Consider the following 18,056-nt stretch of genomic DNA (forward strand, 5'->3'; position numbering starts at 1 on the left):
AATCAAACCTTAATTTTTTGAAGTCTCCAACTAAAACATATATTTCATGATAATTAAACCGTTATATTCACAGATTCTATAGACAAAATTTCTTTTTTTCGCTATGATAGATAGCGTATGCAAACGTGTACATTAATATTATTTTAAGAGGTGCAGTTATGAATTCTTGGCGTCTATTTCCCGATCATTTTAAGCAGAGGCTGATCGTAATGCTGGTCAGCGTTTTCATCTTAGGTTTTATTCTTTCTATCATGATATCCATTAATTTTGGTACCGACCCGTATTCTTGTTTTAATTACGGTGCGTCTGCAAAACTTCACATTTCATTTGGAAACTGGCAGCTTCTCTTAAATCTGCTGATGTTTCTCATAGTGATCCGTTTTAATCGGCATCTGATCGGTTTCGGTACACTGGCAAATATGGTACTGATCGGCTATCTGTCCGATTTTTTTCGCTACATCTGGGCTCAAATTCTGCCTGAAAACTTTTTTGAAATCACAGCAGTGCGTTGGATTCTTCTATTTCCAACCATCGCGATTCTGGTCATCGGAGTCTCCGGTTACATAGCTGCTGATCTAGGAGTCGCGCCCTATGACGCAATCCCTTTCATTATAACTGAACATCAGACTCGTTTTTCCTTTAAAACCGTACGCATTCTGTGGGATATCGCCTTCACAGTCTGTGGATATCTGTTAGGCGGAGTCGTCGGAATCATCACAATTCTTGTTTCTTTTTTATTCGGACCTGTGATTGACTATTTTAAGACCAAGATTACGGCTCTCTTTTTTACAGATTCTCTGCCGGAAACCGTATCGCAGCAGGCCGCGTGTGACGGAAATAGATAATTCGTCTGCAACGGTTACCTCACAGGCTCGCCCTTCCCTTCAATCTTTTCTTGGGGAGCGTATCCTACTTTGCATACCGCCCCAATACCGCTTACTACCTTATTGCGGCGTATGCATCCTTAGCGGAGCGTTTTTGTTACAGGAAAGAGCTTTCATACATTCACGTGACAAGTTTTTTCCGGTAACAAAAAACGCACCCACAGATTTTCCTGTGGATGCGTCAATGGAAGCAACGGGGCTCGAACCCGTGACCTCTCGCGTGTGAGGCGAACGCTCATCCCAGCTGAGCTATGCTTCCAGATGGAGCATACGGGACTTGAACCCGTGGCCTCCACACTGCCAGTGTGGCGCGCTCCCAACTGCGCTAATGCCCCATGTATTTTATTATAGCACTCTTAGTCTTAAGATGGAAGAAGAACTTTCTTTATTTTACAAAATTTTTATCAAGAACTCCATCCAGCCCATCCTTTTTATGCCCACACTATCTGTGTCCATCTTCCGACTCCCATATTCTTGTCACGGACAATCTTCTGGGAACCAATCACTCCTTCAAGTAGTATGATAATAAAAAGGAGGAATGAACTATGAAAGATTTATGGACTCAGACAGCAGAGCTAATGGCTGAACAGACTGGATACCTAGAAAAAAAATCCACTTCAGATCTGGACAGTAAGACTGGAAATGCCGGGTATGGAAACTATACAAAATATGCTAGGGATGTAAACTCCTGGGGACAACCCGGCTGCCAAGGCCAACCATGGTGCGCAGTATATCAGTTTTGGATTTGTGTCCAAATTTTCGGTCTGTCCAAAGGACTAAAAATCATGGGAAATGGTTTCTACAACTGTAACAGCATCAAAAACCAGGCCCGAATTAATGGCACCTGGCATTCAGAACCCAAACTAGGAGCACTGGTAATCTTCCGTAACGGAGCCCATATAGGCAGAATCACCAAGGTTACCTCGTCCCAGATCTATACCAACGAAGGAAACACCTCCAAAGGCGGCATCAACAATGTAGTCTCCAATGGCGGAATGGTGTGTGACAAAGTGTATACCAAAGATTATTCTGGAATTGACGGTTATGTATGGATTGACTATGAGACTACCTCCCAGGTTCCGGAAAAAAATTTTCTGTCCCGCGGAGACCAAGGCGAGCAGGTAAAAAATCTGCAAAGACAGCTAATTTCTCTAAGTTATTCCTGTGGAGAGAATGGCGCAGATGGGGACTTTGGCAAAGACACCGAAAAAGCCGTCGAAGCCTTTCAAAAAGAGTACAATTTGACCTCCGACGGAGCTGCCGGGCCTGAGACTATGAAAAAACTCGAGCGGGAATCCTTCAAACAGAGACATACCCAGAAAGATTTCCAGCGCTTTGTAGGTATTGTAACAAAGAAAGCCGCTGTTCACGAAAATCCCGCAAAAAAATCAGCGGCTATCAAAGAATGGCCACAGCTAAACGCGGGAAATCTAGTGGATGTGTTAGGCCGGTATGGTTATCAGAACAACTGGTACAAAGTGTGTGTAGCTGACCAATATATCGGTTACGCTTGGGCAGGCAGCATAGAAAAAGCCTAAGCTTTCACACGGAAACACTTCTGCAAAACTTGTCTTATGGCAGATACAGTCAAAGAAACAACAGTATACACTTTTTCACGAATCTGTCATAGGATATAGAGAAATCAAGTTTTTACAGAAAGGATTCCAATGGAACGTTATCAAATGAATCGTCCTGGATGCAGGTCATGTTATCCGAACTCTAATTCGCGTCAACAGTCCCCCTGCTATTCTATGCCGGCAAATTGCAATTCAACCCCTGAAAATGGACTGTATTCCCACGTGGACTTATTGCCGGTAGGTATGGCATACGTCCCGTATCAGAAATATCAACAGCCTTTTGACCTATGCTATGCACTTTCGGTGGGAAGCATTTTCCCAGATCTGTGCAAACCGTTTTGCGGAAGGAGGGGCGTAAGACCATGAATAGAATGCAGAATTCTTCCCGCGAAGTCCTGCTAAAGAGAATTAACGAAGTCAGTTTTGCCGTCAGCGACATCTTATTGTTTCTGGATACACACCCAGACTGTCAGGAAGCTCTGGCTTTCTATCAGAAAAATGTCGCCATCCGCAAGGAGGCTCTGGCCGAATACGCCCGCTTGTACGGTCCTCTAACGATCGACACTGCAGACGATACCTGTAGTCGTTCCTGGGAATGGGTTCAGCAACCATTTCCATGGGAAGTGAAAGGAGGTTGCCGTTAAATGTGGAATTATGAAAAACGTCTGCAATATCCGATCAATATCAAAACCCCCAACGCCAAAATCGCCCAATATATCATGAGTCAGTATGGGGGCCCCGACGGCGAAATTGGTGCTTCGATGCGCTATCTATCACAGCGTTTCGCCATGCCAAACCGTACTGCAATGGCAGTTTTAAACGATGTCGGCACAGAAGAGCTAGCTCATTTAGAGATGGTGTCCACTATGGTCCATCAGCTCACAAGAGATCTCAGCATGGAAGAAATCGAGAAATCTGGTTTTGGAAATTACTATATCGATCACACCGTCGGCGTCTGGCCCCAGGCCGCAGGCAATATTCCATTCAACGCCTGTGAATTTCAGTCTAAAGGAGACCCGATCACCGACCTTCATGAGGACCTCGCAGCGGAGCAGAAAGCCCGCAGCACCTATGACAACATCCTGCGCGTGGTAAAGGACATTCCAGAGATTGCCGACCCAATCAAATTTCTCCGTGCACGGGAAATCGTACACTATCAGCGTTTTGGTGAAGCGCTCCGCTCTGTCCAGGAACAGCTAGACGCCAAAAACTTCTATGCCTTCAATCCAAGCTTTGACAATCCGTGCAAAGCCTCCTGCAAAGATTGCAGATAAAGTCTTTTCACAGGGTAAAGCTTCTTTAAAACGTGGAAAACTATCCATGACAGATATAGTAAATGCCTTCTTCCCTAGACTTATCGCTCTGGGAGAAGGCATTTTTATATAATAGAAAAGACCTTGTTGCGCGAATGTATGAAAGTCCTGTCCAGTGAAAGTTCTCAGGAGAACAATTCTGTAGACAGATAACGCTCTCCTGTATCAGGCAAAAGAACTACAACATTTTTGTCCCGACTTTCCTCAGACCTAGCCAAGCGAATCGCCGCCCACAGCGCAGCACCCGAGGATATCCCTGCTAAAATCCCTTCTGTTCTTGCTAATAATCTGCTGGTCTCAAAAGCGTCTTCTGCTTCGACTGAAATTACCTCGTCATAGATATTCGTATCTAAGATCTCCGGTACAAATCCTGCACCAATTCCCTGTATCTTATGAGGCCCTGCCTCTCCTCGGCTCAACACAGGAGATGCCTCCGGTTCCACCGCCACAACCTTAATGTCACGGTTTTTACTTTTCAGAAATTCTCCTGTCCCAGTAATGGTACCGCCAGTCCCCACACCCGCGACAAAATAATCCACTTCTCCATCCATATCTTCCCAGATCTCCGGCCCTGTGGTCAAGCGGTGCACCTGCGGATTCGCCTGGTTTTCAAACTGTCCGAGAGTCACACTTCCCTCGATCTCTCCTGCCAGAGCTTTAGCCTTCTCGATGGCACCTTTCATTCCCTTTGCCCCCTCTGTCAGCACCAGCTCCGCCCCATAAGCTTTCACTAATTTTCTCCGCTCGACGCTCATCGTCTCTGGCATAACCAAGATTAGGCGAAGCCCCATGGCCGCAGCTGCCGCTGCCAGGCCAATTCCCGTGTTACCGCTAGTAGGTTCTACTAAAACACTACCCTCTTGAATCACACCTCGCCTCTTTGCATCCTCGATCATTGCCTTGGCAATTCGATCTTTCACGCTCCCTGCCGGGTTAAAAGACTCTAGTTTTGCATATATTCTTCCCTTTAACTGCAACTTATCTTCTATTTTTTTTAGTTCCACAATTGGCGTCTTTCCTACAAGTTCCTGAATAGATGTATAAATTCTCATTTTTATTCCTCCTTTATCTTTTCAAGGCTGCAAAACCAAGCTCCAAATCTTCCAAAATATCCTCTATGTTCTCCGTTCCTATGGAAAGTCTCACGGTACTCTGAGAAATCCCCTGCTCCTGCAACTCTTCTTCTGTGAGTTGGGAATGTGTCGTTGAAGCTGGATGTATTACTAGAGATTTCACATCCGCTACATTGGCCAATAGAGAAAATAGTTCCAAATGATCAATAAATTTCTTCGCCTGCTCTTCTTTCCCCCGAATCTCAAAGGTGAAAATTGAACCGCCGCCATTTGGAAAATATCTCTGATATAACTCCCTCTGCTCGCCTTCTGCTAATGCTGGATGATTGACCTTCTTTACCATTGGATGACCGGATAGATATTCCACAACTTTTTTCGCATTTTCCACATGACGTTCCACCCTCAAAGACAGTGTCTCAAGCCCCTGCAACAGCAAAAACGCATGAAACGGTGAGAGCGTCGCCCCCATATCTCTTAATAAAACAGCCCTTACCTGAGTAATCCAAGCTGCTCTACCTGCAACGTCCACAAAGCTTAGTCCGTGATAGCTGGGATTTGGCTGAGTAATCCAGGGAAACTTACCACTGTTTTTCCAATCAAAGTTCCCGCTATCTACAATAATTCCCCCTAAAGTAGTCCCATGACCGCCTATGAACTTGGTGGCTGAGTGTATCACAATATCTGCTCCATGTTCAATCGGTCGAAACAAATACGGCGTCGCAAAAGTATTGTCCACAACCAGAGGTATCCCATTCCTGTGGGCAATCTGAGCCAGAGCATCCAAATTAATCAAATTTGAATTTGGGTTCCCCAATGTCTCTACAAAAATGGCCTTTGTATTCTCTCTCACAGCCTCAGAAAAATTATTTAAATCCTCGGGAGCCACGAATGTTGTCTCTACTCCAAAATCTGCCAGAGTATGTGCCAACAAATTATAACTGCCTCCATAGATCGTCTTTGCCGCAATAATATGATCTCCTGCATGGGCCAGTCCCTGAAATGTATATGTGATGGCTGCTGCCCCAGATGCTACAGCTAAAGCTGCCACACCTTTTTCCAGAGCACAAATTCTTTTCTCTAGTACCTCCTGTGTAGAATTGGTCAGCCTTCCATAAATATTCCCCTCATCTTGTAGGCTAAATCTCGCAGCCGCATGTTCACAATTCTCAAACACGTAAGATGTCGTCTGATAAATTGGCACTGCTCTTGCTCCTGTCACTGAATCTGCTTTTTCCTGTCCCACATGTAACTGAAGTGTCTCAAAACGATAATTTTTTTCTCTCATAAATACGCCTCCACTATTGGTCATCTGTCTAAAACACACATACTTTTACTCATTTTGTCAACACATTCGCCCATTTCTATAATTTTGTCTCAGAAGCTTTCCAAATAATTTTGCCATCTTTTTACTCCTATATTTTTTATAGGATATAGATTACCACTTATATCCTACTATGTCAATAGGATATTTTATTATAGTATCTGACCATGTCACATCAATTTATGTGTCACTACATCACCACTATGCGATGAAACTTCTCATTTCAGCATACACATACAAAGCAGAGCATTTGTGTCCTAGGAAAAAACATTCAAACATTAACGTGACAATGGTTTCCTAGGACATAAAAAATACGCTTTGCAAAGATTTTTACCTCTTTACAAAACGTATTTCTATTCAGCCGCTCTTAGATTCTTTTAGTTTTTCAGTAAATCCGCTAGTGTCACGCTGTCCAGGTACTCCCCAATCCGCCGGTCCAACTCCTTCCACATAGGCAACGTCAGGCAAGTCATTGACCTACCACAGGCCTCCTCTTCACACTCAAGACAGGACACAGGCGCCAAGCTACCCTCTGTCAGCCTCAAAATCTCTCCGACCGTATAATCCTGTGCACTCCTAGCCAGTTGATAACCACCTTTTTTTCCCATCTGACTTCTCAAATAACCGCCTTTGTTCAGAATAGAAATAATCATCTCTAAGTACTTCACAGAAATTTCCTGTCGCTGAGCGATGGAAGCCACAGAAGTATATGCTTTGGGATCCTGTTGCGCCAGATCCAACATCACTCGAATCGCGTATCTTCCTTTTGTAGAAATTTTCATAACCTATCACTTCAGTCAGGTGTACAGTCCTGCTTCCTTTCTCAATCGTTGCGCTTGCATCGCGCTATAGGGAGAAAATAAGTTTTCTCCAGCTCCATTATATTCGAGCAAGACGTCATCAGCAAGGGATGAACAGAAAATTTTTTAGATTGCTCCAGCTTATTCATTGAAAAAAACCTTGATAGACAGCCTCTCTTCGTGTATCTTAGCCATGATCTCTCCTCCCAGCTTCTCCACCAAAATTTTGACTACGGCGAGCCCCAGCCCCGTTCCCTCTTCATGTGTTGAACTGTCTCCTGTATAAAATCGCTCAAACAGCCTGTCTATGTCTAACTTAGAAATATCCCTGACCGGATTCTCAATACAAAAGATTCCTTGATCTTTCTTCGTCTGGCAGACAGAAATTTTTATATTCCCACTTGAATACCTGACCGCATTTACAAAAAGATTTTGCAGTACTCTCTCAACCATACCACAATCTGAGAGAAGAAACACGGAGCAGTCTGGAAGACAAACTTCAGGGAAAATCCCCCGCCTCTCCAAGATCGGTGCATTCTCCGCCAATAGATTCATTACCATGTTGCTCAGATTGACCTTTTCTTTTCTCGGAATGATCTGTTCTGTATCCAAAAGTGACAACTCATAAAAAGTATTCACCAAATCCTTCATCTTTTCCGTCCTACTCAAAATGAGATCTACCCGTCTTCTCTGTTCCTCCGACAGTTCCGAGGAACAAAGCAACTGTATATGTCCGAGAATCACAGTCAAAGGTGTGCGCAAATCATGTGAGAGGTTCGCCACAGACTCTTTTAAAGAAACTTCATGCCGCTGGGCAGTTACTACCGCCTGCCTCTGTCTGGCTCTGTGCTGATTCAACAATGTGGCCAGACGCTCCACATCTTTATCTATCAAAGAAATATCCAGCATTTTTTCAGAGTTTCTACAGAGAGAATCCTGTACCTGACAGGCCAGACTTCTCACCTGTCTCTTCAACAGACCATACTTTACAACCAAGATCAGGACCGTCGCTCCCAACACCCAAAATAGAATTTCCATGGACCTCCTCCTTCTCCTGAGCACTTTTACCTGAAATCACTTTTTTTGAAAATCTTCCAAGCCATCAGAAAAAATACACCTGCCCATACCACACCGACCAAGATACCCTCAGGCTGCCAAAGCTGTGGAGTACTCACAACCACTCTAATCTGATAAATAGGCAAAAAGGCCACTGGAAACCCTAGCATCATTCCATACCCTAAATATAGGCTGAGCACAAATACCGTCCCAGCAGTGACTCCGACTGCTTTTTTCATACTTTTAGACCAACAGCAAACACAAATTGTTAGGAGAAAAACCGCGCTGTTCAGCAAAACAGAATAGGAAAATGCTTTCAGCGCATGGCAGAAAAAATCGCCTGGCCTGGCAATCCCAAACCGTGGATACTCACGAATACAACCGGCAACTGGATATATGAAGGTCATAAAATGAAAAGCTGCCAGATAAACCACTGCCTTGCTGACAAAAACAGACTTTCTCGAATGCCCAGCACTAATCTCCAATCCAACTGTCCTAGACGAAAACTCTTGCCCCAGAATCACAGACAGAAGTGTTGAAACCAAGATCAGTAAAAAGGTAGAATCATAGACCATGCCATCTAAGATATCTTCCAGCGATGCAGCTGCACCGCCAGAAGGCCCCATCACTTCTGATAGATAAGTGTCCGCGGTAAAAAAGCCCAATAAAAATACACCTGCCATCCCATACCAATAGAATAAATTGTGCTGCAACTGATATCTATCCATTTTCAGTAAGTTTATCACACCAATCCCCCTCTATCTCAAATCAGATCTTCGAAAAATACCATACGTACAAAAAAATAAGGCCAAAATACCAACAACATCCACTACCCAGATCACTGGCATAAAAGCTGGCAAGGGCTGTTCACAGAGCAGTCTTAACTGTCCCATCGGTAAGATCGCAGCCGCAGATTGAGCTACAACGCTATTGAGCCAGAAAATCGACACAAAGAAAAGCACCATAGAAGCCACCAAAGTTCTTCCTATATCCCGAAAAGCTATCGCCAAAAAGAAAGTCGGCATGCACATAGCCAGCGTAACAACCAGACTTAAGACGCTTATTATCCCGAATTCTAACGCAGAGAAAACCTTTTCTTCCACCAGATTTTCTCCTGATATACCACACAACAGAACCGGCAAGAGCAGAACTACCGCACAAGAAACTTGGTAAGTAACCACCTTTGCCAGCAAAACTTTGATTCTCTTATGCCCGGCTTCCACATACCAGTACAAAGTACCCTGTTGAAATTCACCTCCTACCCAGATAGCTCCCCAGATGTTTGTCAAAAAGGAAAGAAGCGGTACATTATAGAGAGCGGAATAAAACAAATGTGACGTCTGTCTGCCATCCAGCAAAAGCACTCTTCCCAAAAGAAAGGAAACCAACCCGATCATCCAAAAACTGCCGTTGTGAGCTAACTTATAGAATTCAGCTCTCAAAAGGTTTGCCATCTATTCTCCCCCACCTTCGTCAAAAAATAATCTTCCAGAGTTCCCCCGGTAATCGAAAGACCCGTGACAAGGATTTGTGCTTCAGCCAGCGCCTTGGCTACCTTCTCCATATTGTCCAAGTAATCGTACAGGCGAATTTCATTGTCAGGCATCATCCGAAAATGATCTGTGAGCAGCCTTTCTTCAATGGCCAGGATTGCCCCTTGCGTGTCCGTCGTTCTGATAGAAATATACCGTTTGCAGTGTTCATTCAGGGCACGTACCGAAATCTCCTCAACGATTCTTCCTCTGTCAATAAAAATGAACTCTGTTGCAGTCTGATATAACTCCTCCAAAATATGGCTGGAAATCAGAATGGTCATCCCATATTCCTGGTTCAAAGTTTTCAAAAGCCTTCGTATCTTTACAATACCGTCAGGGTCAAGACCATTCACAGGCTCATCCAATATCAAAAACTCCGGTGTGTTCAGCAGCGCCATTGCGATTCCTAAACGCTGTTTCATTCCAAGAGAAAAATTACGTACCTTTTTTTGACTCTTTTCCAGTCCCACCAGTTTCAATGTCCTGTCAATGCTCTCTTTGTCTGGGACTCCCCGTAAAATGCGCTGTACCTCCAGATTCTGCCAGGCTGTCAGATTCGGAAATAGCGCAGGACTCTCAATCATACTGCCTATCCTTTTTCTTTGTTCCTGTAATTTCTCAGTAGCTGATTCTCCCCATAATGCGAGTTTCCCGCTGCTGGGAAACGCCAAACCAGTAATCAGACGCAAAAAAGTAGTTTTCCCCGCACCATTTTGTCCGACAAAACCATAGATTTTCCCTTGTTCAAGCCTTAAATTGACCTGCTCTAGTACGGCCGTTTTCCTGTAAAACTTCGTTAACGCTTGTGTCTCCAAAACAACTGATTTCATAACCTAACCTCCTTCATATCCCTATCTTAAGAGGCAATCTTAAAAAATTCCTTAAATCTCCACAAAAAAATAATTTTCAGCCTTCCTCGTACCATACTCTTTCCTGTAACCGAACAAAGTGGGCAAGCCCACTTCAACTCCCCCATCCCCTCAATCTTTGAGGGGCGCAGTCCCACTTTGCACGCCGCCGCAACACCGCCTTGCGGTGCACTACCTCGTTGCGGCGTGTGCATCCCTAACGTAGCGTTTATGTAATAGGAAAGGGCTTTCACGCATTAGCGTGACAAGGTCTTTCCTATTATATAAAAAATGCATAAAACCAAGGGCTCATCCCTCAGCCTTATGCATCCGATAACCAATTCCCCATACTGTATCAATGAATTCCCGGTCCGGGCAGATTTTTCTCAACTTGCTCCTCAGATTACTTATATGGACATTTAACGTATTGTCCTCGCTGATATATTCCATATTCCAGACACTTTGAAATAAATTGGCCTTGGAAAAAATTTTGTCCGGAAACTCCATCAGCAGCCTTAAAAGTGCAAATTCTTTCGCAGTCAACACCAATTCACACCCTTGTAATGTCGCCGTATGCCTCTCTAAATCCAAGAGCAGGTCTTCACACCGCAAAATATCTTTGGATTTTTCCCAAATCCCGACTCGACGCAAGTTGCTCTCAATTCTCGCGAGTACCTCTTCCATGTCAAAGGGTTTCGTGATATAGTCATCTGCTCCCTGACGCAGTAAGTCAATCTTATTCTGCGTTGTCTCTTTCGCTGAGATCACAATTACAGGCATCAAAAAGTTTTCCCGTATTTCCGCCAGAACACCCTCTCCACTTTGATATGGCAGCATCAAATCCAACAGTACCAAGTCCACCTTCTTCTGCCTCAGGCATTCTGAGACATGGAGACCCTGATATAAGTTGACAGTCTCATACCCCTTTCCACTTAGAAATCCCGACAACAACTTATTGATCTCTACATCATCTTCAACAATCAAAATCCGTCTCATCTCACCGCTCCAACATCCGCAATTGACATTTTCTGTTCACGGAAGGTATTATACTCTTTTTAGCCAAGAACCGCAACGAAAATCACATGGCAGAATTTCTTATAACAGGAACAAAGTAGGCAAGCTCACTTCAACTTCTTCCAGCCCCTCAGTCTTGAGAGGCGCCCCACTTTGCACGCTGAACACAACCGCTTGCGGCGACTACTTCTTATACGAGTGTGTATCTTTAGCGGAACGTTTATGTAATAGGACAGTACTTTCGTGCATCAGCGTGGCAAGATCTTTCCTATTACATAAAAGTAGGACAGAAAATTGCCATGACCTGGTCTGGCAAAATTTTCTGTCCTTATTCATTCCAAACTTTAAAAAGTCCCAATGGCTAATAGCCTTTATGCTTTTTCTCACCGAATATAATTCGTTTGAATTTTTTCCTCCTGAGCAGGCATCGGCACCCCTGCACTTCTTCCTGCCTCCAGGCATTTTAACAGCCATGCCATATTATGGCCGAGACCTCTCATAATCTGAAGTCCCTCCAAATCCTGCCCCACCTCGTCAGGTGTGTTCCCGTGAACCATATTCCAGTAATTAGAGGATACAATCGGCATTCTGTGATAGGAGAAATATTTCAACAGCACATCTAGAGTTGCTGTAGTTCCTGCTCTTCTAGCAGAGGCAACTGCCGCTGCTGGTTTGTAAAGCATATCTTTTCCTGCCATCGCACACAGTTTATCCATAAACTCAATAATTTGCCCTGAGGGAGATGCCCAGTACACCGGCGACCCCACTACGAGTCCATCTACCTCCCTTAACTTTTCGGCTGCTTCTTTGACACAATCCTTGTCCGGCGCACCCGCATAAAAAATTTCAGTCTCTATTCCATCTTTTTCCAGTGCTTTCGCCACCTCACACAACGCCGTATAGGTACATCCCGCCTTTCGCGGACTCCCGTTTAGCAACAATACCTTCATATACTATACCTCCTTTTTGTGCTGCTGATACCAAATTCCTTTGCGTATCGGAAACTCACCTGCCATCTTCTGAATTTTTGTCCACTTCTCTTCCGTCTCATCCGCCGTCTTTAAATGCTTTCTTTTGATATATGACGCGATGTGATCGTAATCATTGAAAATAAACTTCTCATTGATTCCCAAGTGATCTAAATCCGATAGTATTTCTTCTTTGTTTGCAATTGTCACTTCAAAATCTGGAATGATTGCCTGCCTCAGATTGTCAATCCCATACAACTGGTAAATCAAGATAGACGACTGGTTAGACACCCTGGCTGTGATATTCGCCGGTTCATAAGTGAAATAAAAAGGAAACTCCAACTTTGCATCCTTATCCCGTATCAAAAAAGCATAGCTCAAAACCCGGCAAAAGATATGGCCGAAAGCTCCCAGATACTTCGTCTTAATCTCTGGCTCTAGCTCCCCTGCAAAAGGACGGTTCCTGTCTAATATCTTAATCAAGAATTCTAAATCATCCATACTGCAAACACCCTCAGTCCGAATCGTACGCAGTGCCTGCCGTAGAGCCCGGTGAACCCGCTCATTTCTGGGCAATCGCCCAATCATACGATCAATTCCTTCTAAAAATTCTGCCACATAACGCTCATCCTGACAAAAAAACTTAGTGATTCCATCATAAAGTGCTTCGGTCTTCGGAGCGGCTAACAGCAATTGACTGAACAGCCCCGGCTTCACCAAATCTAAATTTCTCGTGATATCAATCAAACGCTCCTTGCTCAGAAAATAGACATATCCTTCTTTTTCCTCATTACCACTACAGGCAAAATACAGAGATATCAACGGGGAATAGGAAAAATCCAAAAGGTTCGTCGGCAATCCATAGTGTTGGGAAAAGGCCAAGAAATGCCGATTCTGCATTTCCGTGAGAGAATTGCCGATATAAGACTGAAACTCATCTACCATCGCCTGTATATCCAGACTTCCATTACGCCTGAAAGCGGCCGCACAGATCTGCGGATACCGTGCGTTCTCTCCTCTTGATATGCACTCTTCTAAGCGTTCTTCTTTCATCACTTGAATATAGTCCAAAAGACTCTCCACACGCCGTTCTTGCTGCCTCTTCATACCATCTCCTCACCAATGTTTCCAATCATACTCTTTTATTGTACAACACTTTCCTTATCCTGAGCAACCTCATTTTTTACTCTACCCTCAGCATACGGTATCCAACTCCTATATGTGTCTGAATATATTGAGGTGAGTCCGGTGCACTCTCAATTTTCTTTCTCAGCGTAGCCATAAACACCCTAAGAGAAGCAATATCATTCTCCCAGCTACTTCCCCAGATCGCCTGAGTGATGTATGTGTGAGTCAACACTTTTCCAATATTCTGGGAGAGCAGACACAAAAGCTTATACTCGATAGGCGTAAGGTGCAACTCATTCTCATTTAAATAAACACATCCCGCCACATAATCTATTTTCAAACTCCCGTTGGTAAACACAGACTCTTCCACCTGAGAACGATTCTGCATCATTGCCAGCCGCCGCTGTGTCACTCTCAGACGCGCCAACAATTCTTCCACAGAAAAAGGCTTTGTCAGATAATCATCCGCCCCTGCATCCAATGCCTCTATTTTATCAGAATCTTCACTTCTGGCACTGATCACAATAATTGGCATGTTAGACCAGGCGCGAATTTTTCTGATAATCTCCACACCATCCATATCTGGCAATCCCAAATCCAACAGCACAATGTCTGGATTGTGAGACGATGCCTCCAAAATTGCAGACTGTCCATTCGCTGCGCTGAGATATCGGTACTCATGAGCTTTTAGAGTTGTCGTAATCAGCTTTCGTATTGAAGGGTCGTCTTCGACAACCAAAATCAGTAATTTATTCATGTAATTGAACCTCCCCTGCCGGTAATGTAAATGAAAAAACTGTGCCCTGCGGCTGATTGTCTTTCACAGTAATCTCTCCGCCGTGGGCATGTATAATTGACCTGCAAAGAGACAGCCCCAGTCCCAGACTGCGACGGCTGTCTGCCACTTTGTTACTTCCTGTATAAAACATGTCAAAGACATGCGATTTTACTTCATCATCCATGCCCGGACCGTCATCACTGATCTTCACAGTGATAATCTGGCCTGTCTGGACAGTGGAAATCGTGATATGCGAGCCTCTAGGCGTATATTTGATCGCGTTGTCCACAATATTGATCACTACCTGTACAATCAACCTGGCATCAATTCTGGCTAAAAGAATGTCATCCGAGTTTTCTACTACTATGACATGTTCGATACTCCTGCGGTTCACATGCTGCAAAGCCTCTGAAATCACTTCATCCATCAGCTCTGCAGATAACCGCAGATTCATTCTACCTTCCTCAATTCTCGACACTGACAGCAGGTTCTCCACCAGATTAATTAGCCAAAGAGAATCTTCATAGATATCCTTATAAAGACCTTTTTTTGTCTCTTTGTCAAAATCTTCTGAGTTAAACAACAGGTTGCTTGCATTTCCCGATATAGAAGTCAGAGGTGTGCGCAGATCATGGGAAATCGCGCGGAGAAGATCTGCCCGCAGCTGCTCATTTTTAGCCAAAACTGCTGCCTCTTCCCGCTCTCTAGCAGTCCGTTCATTCTCCAAGGCCAGAGCGCATTCCCCTAAAATTGAGAGCACAATGCTGTTTTCAAAAGCATCCAAGGGTTTTTCTCCCAGAAGAATTCCAATAATTCCATAGACCACATGATTCACTCTCACTGCCAGGTAGAGGCACTTTGCCTCTGACAATGTGTCCGTAGTTGCACCAGCATGCTTGTTATTCTTTAGCACCCACGCGGCTACTTCTCTCTCTTTTTGCGTGACACATTTCTCGTCTGTTTTTCCGTTTAAAGCCAAAAAGACCTTCGGTTCCCGCAGCTGTTCCTTCTCCACCGGATAATAGACAATATCCCTGGACAACAGCTTTATGAGCTGGTTTGCTGTAATATTTACAATTCCCTCTTTTTCTTTTTCCTGTTGAAGAAGCTGGTTTGTGTCAAACAAAATTTGCGTCCGAAACGCAGTCTGAGCAGACTGCTTAACATGATTTTTCAGACGTACCGCCAATGAACTTGTAATAAAGGCTGCCAGAAACATCACTAAAAAGGTAATCGGATATCCACTGTCATATGCTGTCAGAGAATACTTAGGCGTCACAAAGAAAAAATTAAACACCACAACGTTGATAGCGGAAAAAATCAGACTGTACATTCGCTTTGACACGATGACAGAGGTCGCCAGCACACTCAAAATATACACCGTGATGATATTGGCTTCACTGAATCCCAATTTTTCGATAACCATGCCCGCAAGAGTGGCCGCCACCAGAGCAGCAGCACCTTTTGACATATCTGCTAGTGAAAATGCCTCCGACTCTCTTTTTGCCCTTCTGGCCCTGTACACAGCCGCATATTTATCAGGAATAATATAGATATCTATTCCTGAAGCGTAAGAGATCAGTTTTTCTGTCAGAGTTGGTTTTCCAAACAGCCTATTTCGCTTTGCACCTGCTCTCCCCACTACAATCTTAGACACGCCGAACAAACGAGCAAATTCAGAAATCTGAAAGGCCACGTCCTCTCCGAACACAGTCTCGATCTTTGCTCCCATCTGCTGAGCCAGCCTCATGTGAACCCGTATTCGTTCCTTATCCTCTTCCTCCATCACAGAGAAATCCGAAGTCTCCACAAAAAGCGCTGTGAACTCTCCGTGAAAAGCCTTTGCCATTCTCGCCGCTGTGCGGATGATTTTCGCATTGGACGGAGCTGAAGACAGACAGACCAATATGTGCTCATCTGTAAAATAGCCTCTCCTGCTCTTTGCCTGCACCAGCTCTGTCATCTTGTTGATTCTGTCTGCACACCGTCTAAGGGCAATCTCCCTTAGAGCTGTCAATTTGTCCAGCGTAAAGAGTTCTGCTGCCTCCTCCTTTTCTTTTTCATCCTGATAAATCTCTCCGGCCTGCAGTCGCTCAATCAACTCTTCCGGCTCGACATCCACCAGTTCCACCTGCGCAGCTTCATCAAAGACAGAGTCCAATATACGGTCCTTTGCCGCCTCTCCAGTGATTGCCGCTACCATATCATTTAGGCTCTCAATGTTCTCCACATTCACTGTAGAATAGACATCAATCCCCGCGCGCAGAAGTTCTTCCACGTCCTGATAGCGATTGGTATGACGGCATCCCGGAACATTGGTATGGGCCAGTTCATCTACTAAGATTAAGCGGGGACTTCTTCTCAACGCCGCGTCCAAATCAAATTCTCTCTTCAAGCCGGATTCAAAATCCATCTTTCTCGTCCTGAGGCTTTCCAATCCATGAAGCAGCTGGGTAGTCTGCGCTCTGCCATGGGTATCCACAAATCCGGCCACCACATCAATCCCCCTGCTCTTTGCCTCATGAGCCGCCCGCAGCATCGAATAAGTTTTTCCGACCCCTGATGCATAGCCGAAAAAAATTTTTAGACTTCCTCTAGATCTTGTCTGCTGAGGTTTCATATCTGACACAGAAACATCTGTATCCGGGCACCTTTCCAACCGTCACACCTCCCATTCCTCCATTATATCTTTGCATATTTTAATACCGCATAAACGTATTTTTTTCAATATTAATATCGCATAAAAATTCTAGCACAGTTTTCTCCTTTTTTCTACACTCAAAAGACCGCCTCTTCGTCAGAATCTGCCTAGATATTGCTGTTTTCCCTATCCACATCGCCTCACCAGAACTCATTTCCGCTTATCTGCTGCAATGGAGTTTTGACATATTTAACAAAGATGCACAAAGATTTTTTCATTTTTGCAAATAAATTTTACACCTGTTTTGGAAAGAGCCCTTGTTTTTTTCTGGACTAATTTGGAAGTTTGTGAGAGAATATGTCTAGAATGCCGTATGCTCAAACGGTAAAAAGTCAATCTATACTTGAAAGGAGTTTTAAAATGATTTATTCACACGAAGTAGAAATGATGTGTCCAGTGGCACAGGGCGTTGCTCACGGTGCAGCTCCTATCCCAGAAGAGGCTAAATGGGTAAAAGCCAAAGAAATTAAAGATATTTCCGGTCTGACCCATGGCGTCGGCTGGTGCGCACCTCAGCAAGGTACCTGTAAACTGACCTTGAATGTGAAAGACGGAATCATCCAGGAAGCTCTGGTAGAAACCATCGGATGTTCAGGTATGACCCACTCTGCGGCCATGGCATCTGAAATCCTCCCTGGAAGAACTCTTTTGGAGGCATTAAATACAGATTTGGTCTGTGACGCAATCAACACAGCCATGAGAGAACTTTTCTTGCAGATCGTATACGGAAGAAGCCAGAGTGCATTTTCTGAAGACGGACTGCCAATCGGTGCTGGTTTGGAAGACCTCGGAAAAGGACTTCGTTCTCAAGTAGGTACTATGTATGGAACTCTGAAAAAAGGTCCTCGTTATCTTGAGATGGCGGAAGGTTATGTGACCGGAGTCGCTTTGGACGAAGAAGGTTGCATTATCGGATACCAATACATCAATTTCGGAAGAATGATGGACTTCATCAAAGCAGGTGACGACGCAAACACTGCCTTTGAAAAAGCCAAAGGACAGTACGGCCGTGTAGCAGATGCTGCAAAGATCATCGACCCGAGAAAAGCTTGATGAATCG

The 18,056-nt window shown here is 44.3% G+C and carries 18 protein-coding genes and 2 tRNA genes; 6 read left to right on the forward strand and 14 right to left on the reverse strand.

Features of this window, described 5'->3' with window-relative positions; translation table 11 throughout:
- Positions 1–158: 158 nt before the first annotated feature.
- Positions 159–845: a YczE/YyaS/YitT family protein gene (locus BLHYD_RS10385; protein WP_005948700.1), complete on the forward strand. Its 687-nt coding sequence runs from the start codon at positions 159–161 to the stop codon at positions 843–845.
- 224 nt (positions 846–1,069) lie between these two features.
- Here BLHYD_RS10385 and BLHYD_RS10390 read toward each other — a convergent pair.
- Together BLHYD_RS10390 and BLHYD_RS10395 are read right to left on the reverse strand one after the other, a co-directional pair.
- Positions 1,070–1,143 (reverse strand) — tRNA-Val (locus BLHYD_RS10390).
- Positions 1,144–1,146: 3 nt separating this feature from the next.
- Positions 1,147–1,219: transfer RNA gene (locus BLHYD_RS10395), tRNA-Ala, on the reverse strand.
- Between the two features lie 210 nt (positions 1,220–1,429).
- Here BLHYD_RS10395 and BLHYD_RS10400 point away from each other — a divergent pair.
- From BLHYD_RS10400 to BLHYD_RS10415, 4 genes are all read left to right on the forward strand, one after another.
- The gene (locus tag BLHYD_RS10400; protein WP_005948699.1) at positions 1,430–2,422 is read left to right on the forward strand and encodes a peptidoglycan-binding protein; all 993 of its coding nucleotides are present in this window, start codon (positions 1,430–1,432) and stop codon (positions 2,420–2,422) included.
- A 282-nt stretch (positions 2,423–2,704) separates the two neighbouring features.
- A complete protein-coding gene (locus BLHYD_RS10405) occupies positions 2,705–2,827 on the forward strand; it encodes a spore coat associated protein CotJA (protein WP_242857479.1) in 123 nt (40 codons plus the stop codon).
- Positions 2,824–3,105 (forward strand): spore coat protein CotJB, encoded by a 282-nt coding sequence (locus BLHYD_RS10410; protein ID WP_021845621.1) that lies wholly within the window; start codon positions 2,824–2,826, stop codon positions 3,103–3,105. The genes BLHYD_RS10405 and BLHYD_RS10410 overlap by 4 nt, the downstream gene beginning before the upstream one ends.
- On the forward strand, positions 3,106–3,735 hold the full coding sequence (locus BLHYD_RS10415; RefSeq protein WP_005948697.1) for a manganese catalase family protein: 630 nt from the start codon (positions 3,106–3,108) through the stop codon (positions 3,733–3,735).
- A gap of 164 nt (positions 3,736–3,899) precedes the next feature.
- Here the strand turns inward: BLHYD_RS10415 and cysK are convergent, their stop codons facing one another.
- The 12 genes from cysK to BLHYD_RS10475 form a co-directional block, all read right to left on the reverse strand.
- Positions 3,900–4,826 (reverse strand): cysteine synthase A, encoded by a 927-nt coding sequence (cysK, locus tag BLHYD_RS10420; protein ID WP_005948696.1) that lies wholly within the window; start codon positions 4,824–4,826, stop codon positions 3,900–3,902.
- Between the two features lie 13 nt (positions 4,827–4,839).
- Positions 4,840–6,132 (reverse strand): O-acetylhomoserine aminocarboxypropyltransferase/cysteine synthase family protein, encoded by a 1,293-nt coding sequence (locus BLHYD_RS10425; protein WP_260784856.1) that lies wholly within the window; start codon positions 6,130–6,132, stop codon positions 4,840–4,842.
- A 413-nt stretch (positions 6,133–6,545) separates the two neighbouring features.
- Positions 6,546–6,950 carry an RrF2 family transcriptional regulator gene (locus tag BLHYD_RS10430; protein WP_005948693.1) on the reverse strand — a complete coding sequence of 135 codons (405 nt, stop codon included), beginning with the start codon at positions 6,948–6,950 and terminating at the stop codon, positions 6,546–6,548.
- A 159-nt stretch (positions 6,951–7,109) separates the two neighbouring features.
- Positions 7,110–8,006 (reverse strand): sensor histidine kinase, encoded by an 897-nt coding sequence (locus BLHYD_RS10435; RefSeq protein ID WP_005948692.1) that lies wholly within the window; start codon positions 8,004–8,006, stop codon positions 7,110–7,112.
- 26 nt (positions 8,007–8,032) lie between these two features.
- On the reverse strand, positions 8,033–8,770 hold the full coding sequence (locus BLHYD_RS10440; RefSeq protein ID WP_155799556.1) for an ABC transporter permease: 738 nt from the start codon (positions 8,768–8,770) through the stop codon (positions 8,033–8,035).
- 12 nt (positions 8,771–8,782) lie between these two features.
- A complete protein-coding gene (locus BLHYD_RS10445; RefSeq protein WP_260784851.1) occupies positions 8,783–9,478 on the reverse strand; it encodes an ABC transporter permease in 696 nt (231 codons plus the stop codon).
- Positions 9,463–10,389: an ATP-binding cassette domain-containing protein gene (locus tag BLHYD_RS10450; RefSeq protein ID WP_005948688.1), complete on the reverse strand. Its 927-nt coding sequence runs from the start codon at positions 10,387–10,389 to the stop codon at positions 9,463–9,465. The genes BLHYD_RS10445 and BLHYD_RS10450 overlap by 16 nt, the downstream gene beginning before the upstream one ends.
- A 327-nt stretch (positions 10,390–10,716) precedes the next feature.
- Positions 10,717–11,403, reverse strand: coding sequence for a response regulator transcription factor (locus BLHYD_RS10455; protein WP_005948687.1), 687 nt, complete (start codon positions 11,401–11,403; stop codon positions 10,717–10,719).
- 401 nt (positions 11,404–11,804) lie between these two features.
- On the reverse strand, positions 11,805–12,371 hold the full coding sequence (locus BLHYD_RS10460) for a flavodoxin family protein (protein WP_005948686.1): 567 nt from the start codon (positions 12,369–12,371) through the stop codon (positions 11,805–11,807).
- A gap of 3 nt (positions 12,372–12,374) precedes the next feature.
- Entirely contained in the window at positions 12,375–13,496 is a 1,122-nt protein-coding gene (locus tag BLHYD_RS10465) for an FRG domain-containing protein (protein ID WP_005948685.1), read from the reverse strand.
- A gap of 76 nt (positions 13,497–13,572) precedes the next feature.
- Positions 13,573–14,274, reverse strand: a complete 702-nt coding sequence (locus BLHYD_RS10470) for a response regulator (protein WP_005948684.1) — start codon at positions 14,272–14,274, stop codon at positions 13,573–13,575.
- Positions 14,267–16,954 (reverse strand): sensor histidine kinase, encoded by a 2,688-nt coding sequence (locus BLHYD_RS10475; protein ID WP_330361133.1) that lies wholly within the window; start codon positions 16,952–16,954, stop codon positions 14,267–14,269. Before BLHYD_RS10475 ends, BLHYD_RS10470 begins: the two co-directional genes overlap by 8 nt.
- Positions 16,955–17,356: 402 nt before the next feature.
- On the opposite strand from BLHYD_RS10475, the gene BLHYD_RS10480 reads away from it, so the two are divergent.
- The gene (locus BLHYD_RS10480; protein ID WP_021845607.1) at positions 17,357–18,049 is read left to right on the forward strand and encodes an iron-sulfur cluster assembly scaffold protein; all 693 of its coding nucleotides are present in this window, start codon (positions 17,357–17,359) and stop codon (positions 18,047–18,049) included.
- The last annotated feature ends 7 nt before the right edge of the window (positions 18,050–18,056 follow it).

It is taken from the genome of Blautia hydrogenotrophica DSM 10507, assembly GCF_034356035.1.
Lineage (GTDB): Bacteria > Bacillota > Clostridia > Lachnospirales > Lachnospiraceae > Blautia_A > Blautia_A hydrogenotrophica.

What these genes read in the sequence shown, in the direction of transcription:
- BLHYD_RS10450 (WP_005948688.1), bottom strand. Translation starts at nt 10,389, where the DNA reads ATGAAATCAGTTGTTTTGGAGACACAAGCGTTAACGAAGTTTTACAGG.
- BLHYD_RS10385 (WP_005948700.1), top strand. Translation starts at nt 159, where the DNA reads ATGAATTCTTGGCGTCTATTTCCCGATCATTTTAAGCAGAGGCTGATC.
- BLHYD_RS10480 (WP_021845607.1), top strand. Translation starts at nt 17,357, where the DNA reads ATGATTTATTCACACGAAGTAGAAATGATGTGTCCAGTGGCACAGGGC.
- BLHYD_RS10410 (WP_021845621.1), top strand. Translation starts at nt 2,824, where the DNA reads ATGAATAGAATGCAGAATTCTTCCCGCGAAGTCCTGCTAAAGAGAATT.
- cysK (WP_005948696.1), bottom strand. Translation starts at nt 4,826, where the DNA reads ATGAGAATTTATACATCTATTCAGGAACTTGTAGGAAAGACGCCAATT.
- BLHYD_RS10400 (WP_005948699.1), top strand. Translation starts at nt 1,430, where the DNA reads ATGAAAGATTTATGGACTCAGACAGCAGAGCTAATGGCTGAACAGACT.
- BLHYD_RS10470 (WP_005948684.1), bottom strand. Translation starts at nt 14,274, where the DNA reads ATGAATAAATTACTGATTTTGGTTGTCGAAGACGACCCTTCAATACGA.
- BLHYD_RS10435 (WP_005948692.1), bottom strand. Translation starts at nt 8,006, where the DNA reads ATGGAAATTCTATTTTGGGTGTTGGGAGCGACGGTCCTGATCTTGGTT.
- BLHYD_RS10405 (WP_242857479.1), top strand. Translation starts at nt 2,705, where the DNA reads ATGGCATACGTCCCGTATCAGAAATATCAACAGCCTTTTGACCTATGC.
- BLHYD_RS10465 (WP_005948685.1), bottom strand. Translation starts at nt 13,496, where the DNA reads ATGAAGAGGCAGCAAGAACGGCGTGTGGAGAGTCTTTTGGACTATATT.
- BLHYD_RS10415 (WP_005948697.1), top strand. Translation starts at nt 3,106, where the DNA reads ATGTGGAATTATGAAAAACGTCTGCAATATCCGATCAATATCAAAACC.
- BLHYD_RS10460 (WP_005948686.1), bottom strand. Translation starts at nt 12,371, where the DNA reads ATGAAGGTATTGTTGCTAAACGGGAGTCCGCGAAAGGCGGGATGTACC.
- BLHYD_RS10445 (WP_260784851.1), bottom strand. Translation starts at nt 9,478, where the DNA reads ATGGCAAACCTTTTGAGAGCTGAATTCTATAAGTTAGCTCACAACGGC.
- BLHYD_RS10455 (WP_005948687.1), bottom strand. Translation starts at nt 11,403, where the DNA reads ATGAGACGGATTTTGATTGTTGAAGATGATGTAGAGATCAATAAGTTG.
- BLHYD_RS10430 (WP_005948693.1), bottom strand. Translation starts at nt 6,950, where the DNA reads ATGAAAATTTCTACAAAAGGAAGATACGCGATTCGAGTGATGTTGGAT.
- BLHYD_RS10425 (WP_260784856.1), bottom strand. Translation starts at nt 6,132, where the DNA reads ATGAGAGAAAAAAATTATCGTTTTGAGACACTTCAGTTACATGTGGGA.